Consider the following 17,506-nt stretch of genomic DNA (forward strand, 5'->3'; position numbering starts at 1 on the left):
CAATGAAAAAACAATTATAAACAGATGAAAGTAGCCGCTGAATCCTTCCAATTTTAGCGATTAGCAATCTAGTTCTTCATTAATAATGTTTGTATTTAAGCAGAAAAAGCCATCCCCAACTATGAGGATGGCTTTTTAATAGGGATAAGATTGGTTTTACTTTGCGTTGAAAGTCATCCCACCAATTATAAATGTTCCATTACCTCCATCATTTTTAGGCTTTGTAATGACGAAAAGCTTATGAAGTTTTCCATCTGCTGTTCCTGATACAGGGATTATAAATTGACCATAGCTAGGTGCACCCTCAGGGCCAGTAGAAGGTTTTTGAACGAAGGTTTCCGAACCTACTAATTCACCTGTCGGACTGTCTAGTCTAAGTTCAAAGACATATTCATCTCCAAGGTTACCTAGGGTGACAATAGTTGCAGTAACTGAAGCGATTCCGGTTAAGTCAATATTGTTGATTGCAAAAGATGCTTCATTTTTAGGAACCATCACCAAGTTATTACCATCATAGCTCATGCTATTATAGCCATTTGCATAATCGCCCGTTGTGCCCATGTCAATGGTATTACTCTTCAGCAATAATGTAGTAGAACCAGTCAAAGGCTTTATATTTTCACCACCTTGATCAGTGTAAGATGCATTAAACATCAATACGCCTGTTGGGGTTGCTGGCTTTCCTACAGTAGGATCTATAGATCCAGTTGCTGGTAGAGATGGCGTCGTTACTTGATCCAGAGAAAGGATATAAGCTACTAAGGCATTCAAATCAGAATCTTTCATATCGGGATTCGCTGGCATTACAGTTTCTCCCCATACACCTCCGCCTCCATTTTTGATCTTATTCTTTAAATAGTCAGCGTCTCTTTGATTATACTTTTTAGCTACATCAATGTAAGAAGGTCCCACAGATGCTTCAGCTTCTTTGTGACAGGTCTTACAGGTCAACGTTGTGAAGAGTGATTTACCCATCATCGCCTCGGTCATGACTTTGTGTCCCATATCTGATTCTGCCTGGTCGAATCCTTCGATATAATCTGCAGAAACATAAAGCGTACTAATGTCTGTTGCAGCTTCAGGGTTATCCGCATCATTAACGGTCACGCTGTAGGATACTTTCTTTTCAGGGAAATAAAAGGATTGATTTCCATCGATGGTAATCGATACTTCTGGTGCATGATTACCTGAGTACACGCTTTCAAGAGCACTGGTGCCTGTCAATCCTTCAGGATCTTTAGCACTTACTTTTACCTCGTATTCACCGATTCCATCAAAAGTATGAGTAAGGCTAGGGACATCCGTCGTCTTGGTTTCTCCATTATCCAAATCCCAAGTATATGTCAAAGGATCATTTTCAGGATCAGAAGATGTGGCAGTAAAAGTGACAGTTAACGGATTAGCTCCTGAAGTTTTATCAGCATTTAATGATGCTACTGTAGGCGCTCTGTTTCCACCATTAAAGTCAATTCTTGATAGTCCGGAATCGGGGTTCTTCGAGAACCAACCATTTCCGTATTCCAACACATAGATTCTACCATCAGGACCCATTTCCATGTCGATCAAACCATTGAATTTAGTACTTGGCATAAATGCTTCCATTTTGTCAAAATCACCATTTTCCTTTAGGGTAACGGCTTTTACCCATCCTCTAATCCAATCATAAATAAAGATTTTCCCGTCGTAATAATCAGGGAACTTAGTGTCTGCGGTGTACATATCAGCATAATAAACTGGACCCGCCATGGCATTTCTTCCTCCGGAACCTAATTGCGGGAATTCTTCGGATTCTCCATAAGGATACCAGATGAATGCTGGTGCTACTGCTGGTAAATCTGTCGCTCCAGTATTATTTACTGAATTGTTTTTTGGTCCGTTTGGATCAAAAGCAGCTCCCGGCTCACCAGTTTCATAATTAAATTCACGATAAGGATAATTATTTCCTACGAAATATGGCCATCCAAAATTACCTGCTTTTCTCGCTTGATTCAATTCGTCATAACCTCTAGGGCCACGAGAATCCAAACTGTCAGCATTGGCATCTGGACCAACTTCGCCCCAGTATAAGAATCCATTTTTTTGATCCACTGAGATTCTATACGGGTTTCTATTTCCTTGTATATAAATCTCCGGTCTAGTCCCTTCTGTTCCTACATGATAAAGGTTTCCCTCCGGAATATCATAAGACCCATCTTCGTTTACTTTAATTCGAAGGATTTTACCTCTTAGGTCATTAGCATTTCCAGCTGATCTTCTCGCATCAAACTGCTCCTTACCTGGTCTCTGATCTAGGGGAGCAAAGCCATTATTGATGAATTTAGAATCAGCTTGATTGAAAGGAGTAGAGTTATCTCCTAAAGAAAGGAATAAATTACCGTCCTTATCAAAAGCGATGGAACCACCAGTGTGGCAGCAAATATCACGGTCAGAATGTGCGTCAAGAATGACAACTTCTGAAGCCATATCCCATGTATCGTTTTTGAAAGTAAATCTGGAAAGTCTATTTATTTCTTCTTCACCAGTAGGCGCATAGTAAACAAATACATAGCCGTTTTCGGCGAAATTTGGGTCTTTTTGAATACCCATCAGACCCTCTTCGGCATTGACTCCTTTTACTTCTGTTTTCCAGTAAACATCAAGTTTACCTACTTCTTTCAGCTCTTCTGTTTCATTATCAAAAAGCAAGATTTCACCTCTTCTTTGTGCCACGAGAATATCCAAGTTCGGAAGAATGGTCATTTCAGTTGGCTCAGTGAAATCTCCAGTAACCAAAGATGTTTTTGTAAACCTGTTTTCCTCAGGAACTCGTTTGCTCGTAGCTTTAGAATAATCTAATACCGAATTATCTCCAATAGCATACTGAATACCAGCAAGCACATGCTTTAGGAATAGGTCTTCGGAAAATGACTCATCTGTATGTCCACCACCAGTGTAGAAAGCTCGTCCTCCATCATAGTCATGGTACCAAGCTATTGGGTGTTCGCCCATATCAAGACCTCCTTGGTAGGAATCTTCTTCCAGGTTCAAAAGTACATTTACATCAGGGTTCATTTTTTTGTAGCTGTACCACTCATCTGTTCGAGTCCAAGGCGTTGGAAGGAAAGACGTTGAAGGATTATTAGCATCCACAACAGTGATTTCTCCTTCCTGAACATTCGGACTTGGGTCATTAATACCTGGGTGATCGGCGAAATAACCGCCTACTAAACGGCCATACCATCCCCACTCATATTCTGTATCAGCCGCCGCATGGATACCCATGAAACCACCGCCTGATTGGATATATCTTTCGAATTCTGCTTCTTGATAATTATTTAATACATCACCAGTAGTACTCAAAAAGATTACAGTTGAGTATTGTGCTAAATTTTCCTCAGTGAACATTTCTGCCTGAGTAGTAGTGTCTACCTCAAAGTCATTCTCGGATCCTAGTTTTTGGATCGCTGCTATACCTTGAGGAATGGATTCATGATAAAATCCTGCTGTTTTGCTAAATACAAGCACTTTTGGTTTTCCGGAGCGGGAGTTACAGCTCCAGAAACCCACGCTCGCAATTAGTCCAAGTAGCAGTAGGCTTCTTAGGTTTTTTGGGAAATTCATAGGTTTTCAATTGTTACGAAAATTGGTATTTAAACTCAATTGAGCTTAAGGGTACAAATTGGGGATTTTTTTGATAAATATTATTGTAATTGTCTATTTGAAACAATAGAAGTTTTAAACGGAAAATTAGTTGAGTATTCTGGCACCATCAGAAAGAGCAACAGGGATAAAATCAGCTTCTATTCCAAATTTTTCTTTGTAGGCAGAAAATATCTCCTTTTTGAAATTTTCTAAATGCGTATTGGAAATCAAGTTGATAGTACAGCCTCCAAAGCCGCCGCCCATCATTCTGGAACCGATGACTCCAGGCAATTTCCATGATTGTTCAGCAAGAAAATCAAGTTCCTCGCAGCTCACTTGGAAGTCCTGGCTTAAGCTTTGGTGAGACTCTTTGAGCAAATTGCCAAAAACGATTAAATCTCCAGCATGAAGCGCATTAGAAGCTAGTTTAACTCGCTCGATTTCAGTGATGACATGTTTTGCTTTAGGAAAAAGATCTCCGGGTAAGATTTGCTGAACTTTCTCAATATCTTTTTCGGGAATATCTCTGAGCGTAGTAGCTTCAGGATAAGTTGCCTGAAGAATTCTTACACTTTCTTCGCATGCCTCTCTACGATTGTTATAAGCAGAGTCTGCAAGATTATGCTTTACTTTGGAATTGACCAATAGGAGGGAATGATCGCCCAAATCAACTTCAACTTCAAAGTGTGTATTAGTACGACAATCCAGTAATAAAGCACGGTTTTTTACACCAAAAGCGGAAGCATAAGGGTCCATGATGCCACATTTCACCCCCGCGAATAAATGCTCAGCCTTTTGGGCGTAAAGAACGATAGATTTTTTTGAGATGGTAAACTTGAATAATTCCGTCAAAGCAGTGCCTATAGCTACCGATAGTGCAGCTGAAGATGAAAGTCCGGAAGCTGGTATATTTCCCCCAAAGACTAGATCAAAGCCTTCCAGTTTATAACCCGCCTGTTGGAATTGAGATATCACACCCATGGTATAGTTTGCCCAATGTCCTTTTTTCGGAGAAAATGAGTTGATATCAAACACAAACTCTTCTTCATAATCCACAGAGTAAAGCCGACAGGAAGGAAGTCCGTTTCTTTGGATTGCGACCCAGATCCCTTGCTTTATTGCAGCTGGAAAAACCAAGCCTTCCTGATAATCTGTATGTTCTCCTATTAAATTGATTCTTCCAGGTGCAAATGCCACAATGGGTTCGATTCCAAAGTGTTTTTCAAAGGATTGGATAATTTTGTCTTTCATGTGATTATGATTGATTTTTTAGCGGACACATGGAATCTCGTAGGTCTTATAATTATCTCTCCATGTGACGCTTGAGTCATGCTCGATTTCATGTGATTATAATTGTTTTACAAAGGCCACATGGAATCTAGCGTAACGGATAATCATCCCTCCGTGTGTTGCTTGCAACATGCTCGATTTCATTTGATTAGAGTGCTTTTGTCGATTGCCGAGGAATCAATGTGGTTTCCAATACTATGGAAATAGGGTCATCGGAAGCTTGTCCTTCTAATTGATCGAGTAAATGAGTAACGGATAATTTACCCATTTCATAACCAGGCTGGGCTACTGTAGTAAGGGGTGGTTCTACCACAGCAGAGGTTGGATTATTTGTAAATCCTGCAAGTGCCATATCAGCTGGTATTTTGATTCCCATAGGCTTCCAAACAGACATTAAATCCAACGCAACTGGATCTATCATGCAGAATACTCCATCGGGGCGATCAGTCATGGCAGCTATTTCATGAGCGACTTTCATGTTTCCTTCTATAGTGAGGTCAGAGATTTTTACCAAGTTAGGATCTGGCGTTATCCCGAATTCATTAAGCGCATGGAGGTAGCCTTCTTTACGTTTTTTGCTGATGTAGAGATCTTCAGGCCCAGACACATACATGACGCGCTTGCAGCCTGTTTCCAATAGATGTTTGGTCACCTGATAAGCACCGCCTTCATCATTGAAAGTGACCCGAGACACGGGGATATCTTCGTTTACCCTGTCAAAAAGTAAAAAGGGGATTTCTCTATTATATAGATCAATCAAGTGATCGTATTTGTTTGTCTCACGACTCAAAGAGATTAGCAAGCCATCTACTTGGGAAGAAACCAAGGTTCTGATATTCGCTTTCTCAAGTTCAAGCGTCTCATTGGATTGACAAATCATTACATTATAGCCACGCTTATTGGCATAATCCTGAATACCTGATATGCAAGATGCAAAGAAATGCGAGGTGATCTCGGGAACAATTACACCCAGGGTATTGGTACGACTGATTCTAAGACTCTGCGCTAGAAGATTGGGCTGGTAGTTCATCTCCTTAGCCATTTCCACTATGCGCTTTTTCGTGTCAGGATGTAGCTCTGGTGAATCTTTTAGTGCTCTGGAAATAGTTGATACAGAAACGCCTAATTTCTTGGCAATTTCTTTCATCGTAACCTGATGACCTTTTTTCATGTGGCAAAATCATTTAACTATCACTTCAAATCTTCCAAATTGGACGATTCTAAGACGGGAAGATAAGCTTTTTACTCTTGGTAAACAGTAAATAGAACAGTTTCTCCCACAGCCTGCAATGTCCGGCGATCTATGATTTCCATATTATCGGCATGCTTATGATGATACTGGGCAAAGCCAAAGTCAGGAGAATATTCAATAATATCTATCATTGGGATTTTTGCAAATTCATTTACAAAAGCATGATCATCCAGAATCTCAGGAGCGCCTTTGTAGATAAAAAAGTCACCTTGGCCTATACGAGCAGCATTGTCCCATACCTTTTTCAAAATACCAGATGCATATTGACGGGAATATCCTTCTCTATAGAATCGTGCTCCTTTGGCTCCAACCAAATCCACCAAAATGCCATAATAGGCAGAGTAGTTTGGCTTATGCTTGTTTTTGGACCAATATTGAGATCCTAAGCACCACCAAAAGTCCTGCTCAGTATTTCTCACTTTTGTATTTTCTGGTTCACCATCATCTTCCCCATCAAACAGGATAATATCAATTCCTACCTCAGGCTTCATTTCTTGGGTACCTATCAACCGTGCGATTTCCATCAGAACACCCACTCCGCTGCCTCCGTCATTGGCACCATCGATAGGCTCGTCAATTCGATCTGTATCCTTGTCGGCGATTCTTCGGGTATCATAGTGAGCAGCCAAGAGTATTCTTTTAGTCGCTTGAGGATTGTAGGAAGCAATTATATTGCTCAAATCCCAAGTGAGTCCATCATACGTTTTAGCTTCGAAATCCTGCGTTTCTACAGAAAAGCCATATCCTTCAAACTTTGATATAAGCCAGTTTTTGGTGGTTTCATGTGCTTCCGTTTCCGGTACCCTAGGACCAAAATCCACTTGCTTTTGCACAAAAGCATAAGCTGAATCCGGATTGAAAGTAGGGTAAGGCTTTGCAGGTTTTTGTTCGATCTGTGTCTCAGTCGATTCTTCCGATCCTCCGCACGCCCAAACCAATGCCAACAGGGCGATAAGCCACAATCTATTCTTCATATGCCCAGTCGATTTTATCTTTCATGTCTTTTACTACAAATCCAATTGCTTTCAAACCAGCTCTGATCTCATCCACTTTGTCGTAGTTCCTGGCAGTTTTTGCCTCAGAATATACCTGCAATAGCAAGTTTAGCATTTCATTTTGAGTATCTGATTTTTCTTCGATCAATCCCAAAATATCAGAAACAAAGGTGCCGAATGCTTCAATTAATTTATTGAAAATGGCTTCCCCAAATACGGCTGACTTCAACTGACCGGTGTACATAGAGTTGATTTTCTTCAACAAATTGAATAAATGACCGATAGCCTGAGCTGTGTTGAAGTCATCATCCATGGCTCTATAAGCATTAGCAATGATTTGCTCTACTTGTTTGATCTGCTCCTCGTCCTTTGCGATATCACTAGGCTCGAACTTTAGCAACTTGGAAATTCTCAGCCCATTGATCAGCTTTTTATAGCCTTTCTGCGCAGCAAGAAGTGCTTCATTAGAGAAATCCAGCGTAGAGCGATAATGTGCAGTCAGAATGAAATAGCGGATTGTCATCGGACTGTATGCCTGATCCAGTAGTTTGTGATCACCGGTGAAAAGCTCTTGCAAGTTGATAAAATTGCCCAGCGACTTACCCATTTTCTGACCGTTGATGGTGATCATATTATTATGCATCCAGTACTTGGCTGGATCCTGATGATTGCATGCATTCCCCTGAGCGATTTCACATTCGTGATGGGGGAAAAGCAAATCCATGCCTCCACCGTGTATGTCAAATTGCTTTCCCAGGTATTTGGAACTCATAGCAGTACACTCCAGGTGCCAGCCCGGAAAACCTACTCCCCAAGGAGAATCCCATTTCATCAGATGTTCCGATGAGGCATTTTTCCAAAGTGCAAAATCAACTGGATTTCTCTTTTCATCCTGACCATCCAGCGTACGGCTGCCACTCATTAGATTTTCCAAATCACGACCAGATAGTTTGCCATACTGGCTGGTTTCATTGTATTTCAGCACATCGAAATAAACGGAACCATTGATTTCATAAGCTAAACCCTCCTTCAAAATCGCCTCAACCAAGGCGATCTGTTCGGGAATATGGCCTGTTGCGCGTGGTTCTATACTAGGTTTCCAAGTATTCAAAATCGCCATATCTCTGTGGTAGCTGTCCGTATATTGTTGGGCAACTTCCATAGGCTCTAGCTGCTCTATCTTGGCTTTTTTAGCTATTTTATCTTCTCCCTCATCCGCATCGCCCTGCAAGTGACCTACATCGGTGATATTGCGCACGTAGCGAACCTTGAAACCCAAGTGAGTCAGGTAGCGATTTACCGTATCAAAAGTAATGGCAGGACGTGCATGGCCCAGATGAGCATCTCCGTAGACCGTCGGTCCACAGACATACATCCCTACAAAAGGCGGATTTATGGGCTGAAACTCCTCTTTCTGGCGGGAAAGCGTATTGTACAATTTAAGATTATGCGACTTCATCAGTAGATTCAATATCTATTCAGTAAAAATCAACAACGGAAATAGTCCGAAATTGATTCAGGCTGCAAAATAGGGGATTAGAGTGGGGAAATGAAAGAGAATAAAAAAGATGTGTTTATTTTAAAAGCACTGACTTTTCAGGAGTTTTCAATCACGAAATGGATCAATGAATATTTTAACATTTATTTGTTTTAGTCTATAAGTCCTGCTGATCTCAATAATTCCAGAAGCTTTTCCTTAGGAATATTATCAAAATCACTTTTATCAAAAATATGGATCATATAGATTTCATTATTTTGACTCAAAAAATAATATATAACCCTCGCACCGCCTGACTTTCCTTTGTTTTTACTTTCGATTGAGAGCCTGATTTTATAAAGGTTTGAACCCAAAGGAACTCCAATTTGGAAATCATATTCTAGCTTTTGAATTAGCTCAAAAAGGTCATTTCTTAGTGAAGGGTATTTCTTATAAAGACGCTTAAAAAACTTCTTGAAATCGGGAGTTAGGATTACTTCATAGCTCATTTAAAAAGTCTCTGGCCTTTTCTTTTTTCAATTCCCCCTTTTGAATCTTTTGGACCTGATTCAGACTTGACTCCAGTTCATCCATGAACTCCAGAAATTCTTCCTTCTTTACCATATCAAACTCAATCCCTTCTTTGTTGAAAAAATCAGCTATTAATTTGATTTGTTTTTTGTTTTTTGGGTATGCTTTGATTCTTAGGGTTTCCATTTTCAGTTGAGTTTTACCCAATTTACGAGAATAAGGAGAAAATAGTCTTACTTAAACTGGAAAAATTATCCACTAATAACCTCAGAGCTACCTGTGGTTTAGAGGTTTAAAGGAAAAGACCTTCGAGGGCACTTCGACTTCTGTCAGTGTAACTCCTCAAAGGTCTTGATACTTATGTCTAGCGACTTGCTACTTTCTTAATGCTTAAAGTGTCTCACGCCTGTCATCACCATTGCGATGCCATTTTCGTCACAGTAATCCACGCTCAACTGATCTTTGATAGAGCCTCCCGGCTGCACTACCGCAGTGATTCCTGCTTTGTATGCGATCTCTACACAGTCAGGGAAAGGGAAGAACGCATCTGATGCCATCACAGCGCCATTCAAGTCAAAGCCAAATGCCTTTGCCTTTTCGATAGCCTGTAGCAATGCATCTACACGGGAAGTTTGACCTACCCCGCTGGAGAACAGCTGGTTCTCATTGGATAAGATGATGGTATTTGATTTGGTGTGTTTACAGATTTTTGCTGCAAAGACTAGTGCATCTTTTTCAGCTTCTGTTGGGGCTTTTTTAGTGGCCACAGTGAAGTCTGCTTTTGTTTCAGTAGCCAAATCCTTGTCCTGCTCGATCACGCCATTAAGTAAAGTCTTGATCATCTTGGTACCAGGAAGATCCATTTTCTGCTTAAGCAGAATTCTGTTTTTCTTACCTTTCAATACTTCCAACGCTTCTTCGGTAAAGTCAGGAGCGATCAGCACTTCAAAAAACAAAGAATGCATTTCCTCAGCTGCGTCCTTCTCTACAGTTTGGTTGGTTACCAGGACACCACCGAAAGCAGAAGTGGTATCCGCGTCGAAGGCTTTTTGATAAGCTTCTTTTACTGTAGGTGCCAAAGCTACTCCACAGGCATTAGTATGTTTTAGGATCGCAAAGGCTGTTTCACCTTTGAATTCAGCGATCAAATTCACAGCGGCATCCACATCTACCAAGTTGTTATAGGAAAGTTCTTTTCCGTTCAACTGATCAAAAAGATCATCCATGTTCCCGTAGAAATGGGCATTTTGATGCGGGTTTTCTCCATAGCGAAGGGCTTTTGCTTTGGTTTCAGAAACTTTCAGCGCAGGAATATTTTCTTCTCTATTGAAATAGTTGAAAATATGGGTGTCGTAATTGGAAGAAACCTGAAATGCCTGAGCTGCAAAATAACGACGATCTGCAAGGGTAGTGGCTCCTTCTTGAGTAGTGAGTCTTCCTTCCAGTTCTGTGTACTGATCTTTGGAAGCAATGATGGTTACATCTTTGAAATTTTTCGCCGCAGCTCTGATTAATGAAATACCTCCGATATCAATTTTCTCGATAATATCTGCTTCTGGAGCTCCGGAAGCCACCGTTTCTTCGAACGGATACAAGTCCACGATCACCAAATCAATTGCCGGAATATCGTATTCTCCAGCCTGTGCCACATCGCCGTCGTTGTCTCTTCTGTAAAGAATACCTCCAAAAATCTTCGGGTGGAGGGTTTTTACCCTACCTCCAAAAATAGAAGGATAGCTGGTCAACTCTTCCACAGGGATAACTTCAGCACCCTGTTCCTCGATGAATTTCTGAGTACCACCGGTAGAATAGATAGTCACACCGTGTTTTTTCAATAAGGCGATAATAGGTTCGAGATTGTCTTTATAATAGACAGAGATTAGGGCTGATTGAATTTTTTTTGTAGCCATTTGGTAATGGATTTGTTTTGGTTTCAATGGAATATGTGAATGCCGAAGCGGAGTGCAAAGGTAGGGAAAAAGGTCGAAATGGGTTTGTATTGCAAGTGTTAGAATTATAAGGGGTTTGGCAGGATTTGGATTCTTATCTCAATGAAGGTTTTGAAAGACAAATCAGGCATTTAGATAAAAAATTTGTGATGTTTCTCCTCGAGATAAGTGTTAAAAAAGAGATGATATAACATTTGAAAAAATTCCTGATATTGAGTAGAAATAAATAGCAAAATCATGTACACTTGGGCAAGTACAAAGAATTTTTTTTTAATTTTTGCAATAGCGTGTTTTTGGATTAACAGTGGTATTGCCCAGTCTTAGGTTATAATTTCGATGGGTATTATAAAATTGAAGATAAAAGGCTCCGACTTGAACCAAATGATTCACTTTTACCTCTCACTATCTTTACAATAGTCGCTATGGTTTTGATCTGGAGAGCTACCATACCTCAGCGTTGTTTGCCAATTTCGTAATTGATAAGCGGGATAACATGATTTCTGCTTACACTGGATATTTTCTTTCATTGGGATATAGAGGAGCCTATCGGTTTACCGGGAATAAGAACAATGCGGAACTATTTCAAATAGAATGGAGAAGTTATCATTCCCTTTTCCCAAGAAACCCAGCCCATCTTCTGGCATTTTGGGTGATGGGAAATTTTTCTCCTGAGGGAGGATTACCTTATATGGTTTTGCCTGCTTCTGCTTATGATCAGCGAAGTAGAAGTGCTCGCGGCTACACTCAAGGGAGATTCAGGGGAAAGGATTTTGTCTATTCCGAGGCTGAGTATCGCTTTCCCATTTCCCGCTGTGGAGGGATTTTGGGAGGAGTATTGTTTGTGAATGCCACGAGCGCCAATAACCAAGCTTTGGACTTGTAGCTGATGGAATCGATTCGGTATGGATATGGTCTAGGACTTCGGGTCATGGTGGACAAATCATCTAGAACGAATCTGACATTAGATTATGGATTCGGTAACAAATCCAGTGGCTTTTACTTAGCTGTTTCGGAGACTTTTTAATGATCGAGTTTACCATCCTCTAAGGAAACCTTCGATTCCAAGTCTTTACTCGTTTGCAGCCTTATAAATTGCGTCTAGCAAACTGCCTTCCTCCTTGGTATCATTGCCTAATTCCCAGAACATAATGCCTCCCAATCCTTTTTCCATAGTGTATTTAGTTTTTAGCGCAACGGAAACAGTGTCATCGTAAGAAACAAATAAGCTGTCTGTGACATGATACATATAAGGTGCTTGGGCTTTTTCATCCCAAAAGCGTTTGAAACTACTGTCGGGCTCATACTTTTCCCGAATCTGATGATAGGCCATCCAGCCAATATGAAGACCGCTGCTCAATTGATACAATCCATTATTTGCCGATGGTACGCCTTTCCAAACTCTACCATAAAAAGCACTTCCGATTACAATCTGTTTTGGATCCACACCCTCTTGGATCAGGAAGTTCACAATTTTTTCAGCCGAACGTGGATCAGGATCAAGGTTGTCGCCGCTCTGATACAGACTATCTAAATGAGCTTGAAAGGGAGTTTCCTCGATATCGCTACTCTTCATATCCCCCAAAGGAGTATGATGTCCTGTGTAGATAGACACTCCAGATACCTGATCATAGGTCATCACATTGGTGTAATCGGCATACTTCATCACCTCATTCACTTCGATGTGATCGTAGTAACGCTTCCAGCCAGCAGAAGCAAAGGTTAAGATTTTCGGAGAATCAAAGCTGTCCAGCATCTCCCGCAAACCTTTCATCAGGGCAGTGAAATTCTTCGTGTCCTCTTCACGGGCCATAGTGCCGGCACCAGAAATGCCTGGGTATTCCCAGTCCATATCCATCCCGTCAAGTTGGTAGTTGGAGATGAATTCAGATGCACTTTGGATGAATTTTGCCCTGCTTTCTTCCGTCAATGCCATATCCGAAAACCCATCTGCCCCCCAACCACCACAGGCGATCATGACTTTCAGATCAGGATTCCGCTCTTTTTGCTTAACCAAGGCTTCCAGCTTTGGACCAGCTGCTTCCTCATTTCTGAATTTCATTTCCCCATCGATCACATTTGTGAACGAGTAAATGATATGGGTCAGCTTTTCTACTGGGATATTTTCTGGCTTATAATCACGCTCCGCCACGTAATAAGCCATAATCACTGGATCAGAAGTTAATATAGTTTCTTGGGATTCTTCCAAATGATTGCTTGCAGGGGCAGAACAACTCAGGATAAAAATCAGGAAGAAAAGATAGAGCAGGGGTACATTTTTCCAGGCCAAGGTAGTATCTATTTAGACTTACTTAATAATATCGAAGAAGTAGCAATTAATTAAATTAAAATCTTTTTTAATAAGAAAGTGGAAAAAGTTTTTTATTCTAGGGGACTCTCTATCCTGTATGATTGGACAATTAATTTAGAACCCCTCACTACCTATTCTATCCAAAGCTAAAGACTATCAACGAATTGTTTAGTAAATAGAAAGGGATTTATGAACTTCATTGAAGTCATTCTGACTATCGGTCGGGTATGAGTATTGTGGGTTTTGAAGGGATCACTCCACTTCCTCAGTAAAGATGCATAGGAGCAAAAAAAATAATTTAGTGTTGATAGTTCATTTTGTCAACTACATAATGGAGGCTTGTTAATCGGTATTTTTCTTATTGGTTATATCATAATTGTTAATCTTCAATCTTTAGAAGATTATACTTTACACTTTTATATTCCAATTCACCATATGTAAAATCACCTTCGGGTTTCAGGTATAACAGTTTTGCTTTGCTTGGCAAAAAATATCCATTCATCATGCGGTAATCTTCCACCGGTGTTGCCCAAGGATAGTTATTGTATTGTTTTCCATCAGTTTCATAGCGATCGTTACTTATGAAATTTATCAGTTCACCTTTGTCATTGAAATAAAGAACAGCACTTATGCTGATATTTCCATTTTTAAAAATGCCTTTTACTGAAGTGGCGTTTATAATTTCCCACGTTATTCTTTTGTCAATTAAAGTCGCAGGAGCAATAAAACACATGTCATTGAAAAGAGTAACAGTTTCAGCTTGGTTCATTTTATCGCCTTTGGCATCTACCACTTTCAACCAGTTTAATAGTTTGACTTCAAAAACTGCTGTTTCGTTTTGATATAAATGCAATCCTGTTGCGGGTAAACCCATTCTACTTGCTTCCATGAAAAAATAGTGTGACGGCTTTTGGTAGAAATTATATTGAACAGATTGGAGGTTCATATACTTGTCGTTGGCATTTCCACGCATTCTGCCTACAAACTCCGCCCTAAAATTCATCACCTTTGATTGTCCAACTGATTTAGTATAACGGAGATACTTTTGAACAACAGGAGGCAAATGAGTGATATCGGTTTCCATTAATATCTCTGTTGAAAGGCTGTTGTTGGATGAGAAATCAATTTTTACTTTCTCAGAAAATTCCCTTTTTAATAAGTATGAGCCTAAACCAACCAAAGAAACTACGAAAATTAACAGGTTCAGTATTGTCCCAAACTTAGCATCTTTCCAGAATAGCAGGACAAGAATTTGCGAAATAATCACTGCAATAAATCCTACGACCCACGCATATTTGGTATTGGAAAAGTTCAAAATTCCGTAAATAGCAAAAAGTGTAGCTGCTGCCAGCCATACCATACCCATTGGTTTTGATATAGGTAGTGTTAACTCTTTTACTTCCTTAAAATCAAAGCCTTTGACAAATCCAAACAAATGGATTAGTGCGTGTAGTAATACAATTAATAAAAATACTATTCTCATTTGTGCAGTTATTGATCATAATTAATACAATAATTTAAACCGCTATTTTTTTGATTTCACCTTGGATTGAGCAGGCAGACTTAACGGTATTTACGATTGTTCCAAAATTCTCGATGTTCTTTTGAAGCAGTTGGACATTAAGTGAATTGTCTTGACTATAAATACGCAATTCATAACTTATCTCATCCATCCTTGGTGGTTTTTCCAGACGGGTTGCAGTGACTGTTACTTCTGCACGTGTGTATTCAAAGTTCATCAAAGAGGAGAATCGTTCCACATTTTTTAGAATACAAGCCGAAATTGAACCTAAAAATAATTCGGCCGGGTTGGGTAGGAGATCGGCTGAATCAGGAGTAATACCAAACTCAATTTCCGATTCTTTGATGGATATGGATGCTTTATTTTTTGAAGAGGAGCTTGCTTTGCAAGAGTAGATCATTAGTTTATTAATTTCAGTGTCAAGCTGATAGCTAACTTATTTCAAATTCCCCATTCTATGAAGCTATCCTTTCTTTTTAATTTGAAGGTAGTATTTGTTCTCTGAAATTATATTGGCTAGAAACCTACAAATCAATTTAATTTGAAAAAGCATTTTTCAAAGCTCGATCCGAAAAGTCGTACTTTTCCCAGCTTCACTACTTACCGAGATAGTTGCACCTATGCTGTCTGCAAAGTCCTTGCAGAGCATCAGTCCGATTCCTGTACCTTGCTCACCGTTCGTTCCTGTTGAAGAGTACTGCTTTTTATCAAACAGGCTATCTATCTGAGCTTGATTCATACCTATACCCGTGTCTCTAATCATGAACGCCTTAGGATGGAGTGGATCAGATTCTATGGTGATGACTCCACCTTCAGGGGTGAATTTGATGGAATTGGAAAGAATATTTCGAATGATAAAATTCAGCCTTTCCCGATCTGTAGTTATTATTAACTCAGCAGGGATGTGATTTTCCAGTTGTAGGTTTTTCTGATTAAGTTGCTTAGCAAAAAGATTTTGGTTTTCAGATATTAGTTCTGCAAGAGATAGGTCAGTATTCTCTACTTGCTCAGAACTCATTTGAGTTCTGGTCCATTTAAGCAGGTTGGAGAGAAGAATAGAGGCAGTTCGGGCATTGCTGGCAATGTTGGAGAGAATATAATCCATCTCCTCCTTACTGAGTTCACCTGCTTGCCAGAGATCTAGGGAATTGTTGAGCGAAGCAAAAGGAGTACGTAGGTCATGGGAGATGATGGAGAATAGCTTCTCACGGAATTTGTTTGCTTTATTCAGGTCAAGGTTTGTTTTATTCAGTTCGGCAGATTGCTGCTGAATCTGCTGATTTTGAGATTGTACCTTCACATTAAACCGCTCAAGCTCGCTTTGGGCTACGCGGAGTTTCTGGTTAATTATTCGTTGATACCAAGCTAGACCAAGGAAGAGTAGTCCAACTAATATCGCTATAACAAGCAGTTCGTTTTTCCGCCGAATAGTTAAATCTGAAAGTTCCCCCTCCTTTATGAGCTTCTGATTTTCCAGTTCCTTTTTCTCGATTTCGTATTGGATTTCCAACTCATCACGGATTTTCTGCCTAGAGTCATTGAAGATAGAATCATTGCTGGCTTGCTTCACTTGCAAGTATTCATAGGCGTTTTTATAGTCCTGAGATAATGCTGAAAGGTGGGACATTCTACTTGCCGCTATTGCGACCTGGTAGTTAGACTCAGTGGCTAAGGCAATCTCATAAGCCTGCTTTGCGTATTCCAATGCCTTGGAAATAGAATTATCATCTCTATAGTAATTCGACAGTGTTCCAAGCGAAGAAAGTCTGCCTTCGGTATCATTTAGTTCTTCAGAATATTCTAATGACTTTGTCAGCATTTGGATTCCTTTAATCTTTTCTCCTGATTCATAGTGGAGTTCACCTAGTTGAAGAAGGGTATTGATGAGCCCACGCTTATCCTGAAGTTTTTCTTTGAGATTTTTCGAGTTCTCTAAAAAATCCTTTGTCTTTCTGAAGTCATTGTCTTCCTTAAAAGACAACCACCTATCTAGGTGATAGCTCCCTAGATTATTATAAAGGAGGCTCATAGCTCGCTCGTGGTTGAGCTTTTGAGCTAATTTTAGGGATTCATTATACTGAATAGCCGCTTTATCAGGGGCGTTTAGCCTATAATAAATGTTACCAAGATTCATTGTTGACTCTATCATTCCCACGCTGTCCTGGATTGCTTCTCTAATCCCCAGTGCCTCGAAATGCGTACTTAATGACTTCTCATAATTGGCTTTGATCAAATAAGAAACACCTATAATATTCAGCGAATTGGCTTCCATCTTCTGGTCACCTATTTTTTTGGAGATTTCCACCGCTTCACTGGCAAAAAGAATAGCCGAATCCTGATCAAAAGTATAGTAGAGCTTGCTAAGATTATATAGGCTGGAGGCTTTGATCGAATCGTTGTCCGTCTGCTCCGTAATCATTTTCAGACTATCTGTTTGGGATTTCTGAATCGGTAAAATACTAGTTAAAATCCAAACTAATAAGTATGGAATCATAGAGCAGCTTTAAATGAGTATTTAATTCTTGGGTGGTGATCAGGGTGATCAGGGTGATCAGGTAAAT

The 17,506-nt window shown here is 40.0% G+C and carries 13 protein-coding genes; 1 reads left to right on the plus strand and 12 read right to left on the minus strand.

The genetic code is table 11. From position 1 onward, the window contains the following. Positions 1–156 precede the first annotated feature (156 nt). From SYJ56_RS06915 to purH, 8 genes are all read right to left on the minus strand, one after another. Positions 157–3,600 carry a ThuA domain-containing protein gene (locus tag SYJ56_RS06915; protein ID WP_323832916.1) on the minus strand — a complete coding sequence of 1,148 codons (3,444 nt, stop codon included), beginning with the start codon at positions 3,598–3,600 and terminating at the stop codon, positions 157–159. Positions 3,601–3,726: 126 nt separating this feature from the next. Further along, the gene (gene galK, locus SYJ56_RS06920) at positions 3,727–4,872 is read right to left on the minus strand and encodes a galactokinase (RefSeq protein ID WP_323832917.1); all 1,146 of its coding nucleotides are present in this window, start codon (positions 4,870–4,872) and stop codon (positions 3,727–3,729) included. 187 nt (positions 4,873–5,059) lie between these two features. Further along, positions 5,060–6,082 carry a LacI family DNA-binding transcriptional regulator gene (locus SYJ56_RS06925; RefSeq protein ID WP_323832918.1) on the minus strand — a complete coding sequence of 341 codons (1,023 nt, stop codon included), beginning with the start codon at positions 6,080–6,082 and terminating at the stop codon, positions 5,060–5,062. 71 nt (positions 6,083–6,153) lie between these two features. Beyond that, complete coding sequence (locus SYJ56_RS06930; RefSeq protein WP_323832919.1) at positions 6,154–7,137, minus strand: M28 family peptidase; 984 nt, start codon at positions 7,135–7,137, stop codon at positions 6,154–6,156. After that, positions 7,127–8,617 (minus strand): cysteine--tRNA ligase, encoded by a 1,491-nt coding sequence (cysS, locus tag SYJ56_RS06935; protein WP_323832920.1) that lies wholly within the window; start codon positions 8,615–8,617, stop codon positions 7,127–7,129. The genes SYJ56_RS06930 and cysS overlap by 11 nt, the downstream gene beginning before the upstream one ends. 191 nt (positions 8,618–8,808) lie before the next feature. After that, a complete protein-coding gene (locus tag SYJ56_RS06940) occupies positions 8,809–9,144 on the minus strand; it encodes a type II toxin-antitoxin system RelE/ParE family toxin (protein WP_323832921.1) in 336 nt (111 codons plus the stop codon). Continuing rightward, on the minus strand, positions 9,134–9,352 hold the full coding sequence (locus tag SYJ56_RS06945) for a hypothetical protein (protein ID WP_323832922.1): 219 nt from the start codon (positions 9,350–9,352) through the stop codon (positions 9,134–9,136). Before SYJ56_RS06945 ends, SYJ56_RS06940 begins: the two co-directional genes overlap by 11 nt. Positions 9,353–9,549: 197 nt before the next feature. After that, positions 9,550–11,076: a bifunctional phosphoribosylaminoimidazolecarboxamide formyltransferase/IMP cyclohydrolase gene (gene purH / locus SYJ56_RS06950; protein ID WP_323832923.1), complete on the minus strand. Its 1,527-nt coding sequence runs from the start codon at positions 11,074–11,076 to the stop codon at positions 9,550–9,552. 532 nt (positions 11,077–11,608) lie between these two features. Between purH and SYJ56_RS06955 the strand changes: the two genes are divergently transcribed. Continuing rightward, a complete protein-coding gene (locus SYJ56_RS06955) occupies positions 11,609–11,998 on the plus strand; it encodes a hypothetical protein (protein WP_323832924.1) in 390 nt (129 codons plus the stop codon). A 186-nt stretch (positions 11,999–12,184) separates the two neighbouring features. Here the strand turns inward: SYJ56_RS06955 and SYJ56_RS06960 are convergent, their stop codons facing one another. The 4 genes from SYJ56_RS06960 to SYJ56_RS06975 form a co-directional block, all read right to left on the minus strand. Beyond that, positions 12,185–13,402, minus strand: coding sequence for a glycoside hydrolase family 18 protein (locus tag SYJ56_RS06960; RefSeq protein WP_323832925.1), 1,218 nt, complete (start codon positions 13,400–13,402; stop codon positions 12,185–12,187). A gap of 400 nt (positions 13,403–13,802) precedes the next feature. Then, a complete protein-coding gene (locus SYJ56_RS06965; protein ID WP_323832926.1) occupies positions 13,803–14,906 on the minus strand; it encodes a DUF6544 family protein in 1,104 nt (367 codons plus the stop codon). 34 nt (positions 14,907–14,940) lie between these two features. Next, on the minus strand, positions 14,941–15,345 hold the full coding sequence (locus tag SYJ56_RS06970) for an OsmC family protein (protein ID WP_323832927.1): 405 nt from the start codon (positions 15,343–15,345) through the stop codon (positions 14,941–14,943). A gap of 156 nt (positions 15,346–15,501) precedes the next feature. Continuing rightward, the gene (locus tag SYJ56_RS06975) at positions 15,502–17,439 is read right to left on the minus strand and encodes a tetratricopeptide repeat-containing sensor histidine kinase (protein WP_323832928.1); all 1,938 of its coding nucleotides are present in this window, start codon (positions 17,437–17,439) and stop codon (positions 15,502–15,504) included. Positions 17,440–17,506: the final 67 nt, after the last annotated feature.

The sequence above is a fragment of the Algoriphagus aurantiacus genome (genome assembly GCF_035156405.1).
Lineage (GTDB): Bacteria > Bacteroidota > Bacteroidia > Cytophagales > Cyclobacteriaceae > Algoriphagus > Algoriphagus aurantiacus.